The sequence below is a fragment of the Mycobacterium sp. genome, assembly GCF_040398885.1.
In the GTDB taxonomy this organism is placed as follows: Bacteria; Actinomycetota; Actinomycetes; order Mycobacteriales; family Mycobacteriaceae; genus Mycobacterium.
Genome location: NZ_JBBATF010000194.1, coordinates 1 through 4,643 on the forward strand (window position 1 = coordinate 1; position 4,643 = coordinate 4,643).

The following is a 4,643-nucleotide window of genomic DNA, read 5'->3' on the forward strand; positions in this document are numbered from 1 at the left end:
TGGACAAAGCGGGCAAACAGGCCCAGATCAACTACAGCGTGCTCGGCGGCATCGTCGTCGGCCTGATCACGGCCTGGCTGTTCGACCGCTACCACACCATCCAACTGCCGCCGTATCTCGGTTTCTTCGGCGGCCGGCGGTTCGTGCCCATCGCCGTATCGCTGACCGTTCTGGTGGTGGCGTTCGCGATGAGCTACTTCTACCCGGTGTTCAATGCCGGCCTGACCGGTCTGGGCAAGTTCATCGGCGGCGCCGGGGCGTTCGGCGCGTTCGTCTACGGCTTCGCCAACCGGATGCTCATTCCCGTTGGGCTGCACCACATCCTGAACTCCTACGTGTGGTTCATCTACGGCAGCTACCCGAAGTCCGACGGGACGGTCGTCACCGGTGAGCTGAGCCGGTTCGCGGCGGGGGATCCGACCGGCGGGCACCTGACGTCAGGCTTCTACCCGATTCTGATGTTCGGCCTGCCGGGTGCGGCGCTGGCGATGATCCAGGTGGCCAACGCCCGGCAGAAGAAGGCCGCGTTCGGCATCCTCTCGGCGGCCGGTCTGACGGCGTTCCTCACCGGCGTCACCGAGCCGCTCGAATTCGCGTTCATGTTCGTCGCGTTCCCGCTCTACGTCATCCACGCGATCCTGACCGGGCTGTCGCTGGCGATCGCCTACGTCCTGGACATCCACCTGGGCTTCTCGTTCTCCGCGGGATTGATGGACCTGCTGCTGTACGGCACCGCCCCGGCGGCCAAGAACGTCCCGCTGCTCATCGTCATGGGCCTGGTGTTCTTCGTCATCTACTACCTGCTGTTCCGCTTCGCCATCACCAGGTGGAATATGCGCACCCCGGGCCGGGAGGTCGAGGGAGAGTTCGAGGCCGAGGAGCGGGCCAACCTCAGCGAGGGCGCCGATTCGGCCACCGCGGTCCCGGTTGCGGCCGGGGCGGTGGCGACCGCCGCCCGGCCGGTGGCCGACAGCAGGGCCGAGCAGCTGATCGCGGCCTTCGGCGGGCGGGAGAACCTGGTCAACGTCGATGCCTGCATCACCCGACTGCGGATGGATGTCGCCGACAAGACCAAGGTCGACCAGGCCAGGCTCAAGGCCCTCGGGGCGGCCGGAGTCATCGAGGTCGGCAACAGTGTGCAGGCGGTGTTCGGAACGCAGGCCGAGGCGCTCAAGAACGACATCCTCGACGCGCTGTAGCCGGGGAACGGGCCCGCGGCGCGCGGAGGCTCGAGCCGAACCTGCCGGGCGTGCGGGCCGACCCGGTTTAGGGTGGCGCCAATGACCCTGAGAAAAGTGGTTTTTCGTACTGCGACGACGACGGTGCTCGCGGTCGGCGCTGCGGGGTTGGCTGTCGGCTCCGCGCCGGCCGGGTCGGCCACCGGCAGTACGAGTCACATCGCGGTGATCGGCGACTCCTACACCGCCGGATCGGGTGAGGGCGGTACCGGGCCGAACTCCTGGCCGCTGTTGGCCGCGAAGATGCTGGGCCAGCGCGGGTTGCCGATCGACGCCGACGTGGCCGCCGAGGGCGGCGCCGGCTACGGGCAGCCCGGCGAACGGGGCAGTGTCTTCGAGGATCTGACCGCGCACGCGGTCCATCACAACGACGTCCTGGTGGTGTTCTTCGGCTCCCGCAACGACCAACCGGTCGACCCGAAGAAGTTGCCGGAGATGGCGGCCGGAGCGTTCCAACTCGCCCGGTTCACCGCACCGGACGCGAAATTCCTCATCATCGGGCCGCCATGGCCGACCGCGACCCCGCCACCCGAGGTGCTGAAGATCCGGGACACCCTCCGGATGGAGGCCGCCCTCGGCGGCGCGGCGTTCCTCGACCCGATCGCCGAGGGGTGGTTCGTCGGGCGGCCCGACCTGATCGGCACGGACGGGGTGCACCCCACCGACGCCGGCCACGTCTACATGGCTGAGCGGATCGCCCCGCAGATCTACCGGCAGCTGACCATCAAGGTCTGATACCCGCAACCGCGAGCGCGCCTGCTCACGGCGACTGCTCCCGCTCATCCGGCGGCGGTTGATCCTGCTCCGCCGGGGGCGGCGGTTGCCGATTCAGCCAGTCCCTGAGCCGGAACAGCTGACTGGCCACCAGGCCCACGCCCAGCAGTAGCAGACCACCGACGATCAGCGTTGTCGTCATTCCACCCCTTCGCCGAGCAACTACCCTGGCTCCAGTGTCCCAGGCGTCCCGCGATGACGTGCGTTCGGTTCGCGCACGACTTGACGGACTCACCATCCGGGACGCCACCCGGCTCGGCCGACGGCTGAAGTCGCTGGGCACGCCGGTCGGCGCCGACGAACTCGCGCGACTGGCTGAGCAGGTCGACAGGGCTGAATCGCTGGTCGCGGGGCGGACGGCGGCCGTACCGCGGATCAGCTACCCGGACCTGCCGGTAAGCCGACTGCGCGGTGAACTGGCCTCGGCCATCGCCGCCCACCAGGTGGTGGTGGTGGCCGGCGAGACCGGATCCGGCAAGACCACCCAGTTGCCGAAGATCTGTCTGGAGCTGGGGCGTGGTGTGCGCGGGATCATCGGGCACACCCAGCCGCGCCGGCTGGCCGCCCGCACCGTCGCCGAACGCATCGCCGAGGAACTGGCCAGCCCGCTGGGCGAGGCCGTCGGCTACAGCGTCCGATTCACCGACCAGGTCAGCGACCGCACGCTGGTCAAGCTGATGACCGACGGCATCCTGCTCGCCGAGATCCAACGCGACCGCCGGCTGCTGCGCTACGACACCCTGATCCTCGACGAAGCCCATGAACGCAGCCTCAACATCGACTTCCTGCTCGGCTATCTGCGTCAGTTGCTGCCGCGCCGGCCCGATCTCAAGCTGATCGTCACCTCCGCCACCATCGAACCGGAGCGATTCGCCGCCCACTTCGGCGGTGCCGACGGTCCCGCGCCCATCTTCGAGGTCTCCGGCCGCACCTACCCGGTCGACATCCGTTACCGGCCCCTGGAACCGGCCGCGACCCCCGACGGGCACTCATCCACCGGCGATCCCGACGACCCCGACCACGAGGTGGTCCGCGTCGAGCCACGGGACCAGACCGAGGCCATCATCGACGCACTGCGGGAACTTGCGGGTGAGCCGCCCGGCGACGTCCTGGTGTTCCTCTCCGGCGAACGGGAGATCCGCGACACCGCCGAGGCGATCCGGGGCGCCTTTCGGGGGAGCATCGAGGTGCTGCCGCTCTTCGCCCGGCTGCCGACCGCCGAACAGCACCGGGTCTTCGTCCCGAACGCCGGCCGTCTCACCCGGCGGGTGGTCCTGGCCACCAACGTCGCCGAGACGTCGTTGACGGTGCCGGGCATCCGCTATGTGATCGACCCCGGAACGGCCCGAATCTCGCGCTACAGCAGGCGAACCAAGGTTCAGCGATTACCCATCGAGCCGATCTCGCAGGCTTCCGCCGCCCAACGCGCCGGGCGGTCCGGCCGCACCGCGCCGGGGGTCTGCATCCGGCTGTATTCCGAGCAGGACTTCGCCGGCCGGCCACGCTTCACCGACCCGGAGATCCTGCGCACCAACTTGGCGTCGGTGATCCTGCAGATGGCGGCCCTGCAGCTCGGTGACGTCGCCGACTTCCCGTTCCTGGACCCGCCGGAGCGTCGCAGCGTCAACGACGGCGTGCAGGTGCTGCGGGAACTCGGCGCCTTCGATGCCGGCGGTGCGATCACCGGGATCGGCCGGCGACTCGCCCAGCTGCCGGTGGATCCCAGGCTGGGCCGGATGATCCTGCAGGCCGACACCGAGGGTTGCCTTCCCGAGGTACTGGTCGTGGCGGCCGCGCTGTCGATCCCCGACCCGCGCGAGCGGCCCGCCGAACGGGAGGAGGCGGCTCGTCGCAAACATGCCCGCTTCGCGGACGAGTCCTCGGACTTCCTGTCCTACCTCAATCTGTGGCGTTATCTCCTGGGTCAGCGCAAAGCCCTGTCGGGCAACGCCTTTCGGCGAATGTGCCGCGAGGAGTTCCTGCACTATCTGCGAATCCGGGAGTGGCAGGACCTCGCCGGACAGCTGCGTGGCATCGCCGCCGGGATCGGTCTGCGCGGCGCGCCGGACGGCGCGGCTGAACCCGCCGACCCCGCGCGGGTGCACGCCGCCCTGGCGGCCGGCCTGCTGTCGCACGTCGGGCTCCGGGAGGGGGAGAGCCGGGAGTATCTCGGGGCGCGCAACGCCCGCTTCGTGCTGGCGCCGGGTTCGGTGCTCGCCAAACGTCCGCCGCAATGGGTCATGGTGGCAGATCTGGTGGAGACCAGTCGGCTCTACGGCCGCACCGCGGCGCGGATCGATCCCGAAACCGTCGAACGCGTCGCCGGACATCTGGTCCAGCGCAGCCACAGCGAGCCGCACTGGAACGCCCGGCGCGGGGCGGTGCTGGCCTACGAGCGGGTCACCCTCTTCGGGCTGCCGCTGGCCGCTCGGCGGCGGGTGGGATACGCCGCCGTCGACCCGGTGGGGGCGCGCGAGTTGTTCATCCGCTCCGCGCTGGTTGAGGAGGACTGGCGGACCACGCACCGCTTCTTCGCCGACAACAACCGCCTGCGAACCGAGGTGGCCGAACTCGAAGAGCGCGCGCGGCGCCGGGACCTGCTGGTCGGGGACGACGAGATCTACGCGTTCT

Annotated in this window: 4 protein-coding genes; 3 read left to right on the forward strand and 1 reads right to left on the reverse strand. The window is 69.6% G+C overall.

The genetic code is table 11. The annotated features are described in order from the left end of the window. The coding region (locus ADBZ5U_RS14400; protein ID WP_526811319.1) for a PTS transporter subunit EIIC at positions 1 to 1,199 on the forward strand (1,199 nt) is incomplete at its 5' end. An 81-nt stretch (positions 1,200 to 1,280) separates the two neighbouring features. Then, positions 1,281 to 1,973 (forward strand): Rv0518 family GDSL lipase, encoded by a 693-nt coding sequence (locus ADBZ5U_RS14405; protein WP_526811321.1) that lies wholly within the window; start codon positions 1,281 to 1,283, stop codon positions 1,971 to 1,973. Positions 1,974 to 1,998: 25 nt separating this feature from the next. On the opposite strand, the gene ADBZ5U_RS14410 is transcribed toward ADBZ5U_RS14405, so the two are convergent. Beyond that, the gene (locus tag ADBZ5U_RS14410; protein ID WP_526811323.1) at positions 1,999 to 2,154 is read right to left on the reverse strand and encodes a hypothetical protein; all 156 of its coding nucleotides are present in this window, start codon (positions 2,152 to 2,154) and stop codon (positions 1,999 to 2,001) included. Positions 2,155 to 2,179: 25 nt separating this feature from the next. On the opposite strand from ADBZ5U_RS14410, the gene hrpA reads away from it, so the two are divergent. Continuing rightward, positions 2,180 to 4,643: ATP-dependent RNA helicase HrpA (gene hrpA / locus ADBZ5U_RS14415; protein WP_526811325.1), on the forward strand; the 2,464-nt coding region annotated here is incomplete at its 3' end.

Excerpts from the sequence above, each read along its gene's own strand:
- ADBZ5U_RS14405 (WP_526811321.1), top strand. The coding sequence starts at position 1,281 with ATGACCCTGAGAAAAGTGGTTTTTCGTACTGCGACGACGACGGTGCTC.
- ADBZ5U_RS14410 (WP_526811323.1), bottom strand. The coding sequence starts at position 2,154 with ATGACGACAACGCTGATCGTCGGTGGTCTGCTACTGCTGGGCGTGGGC.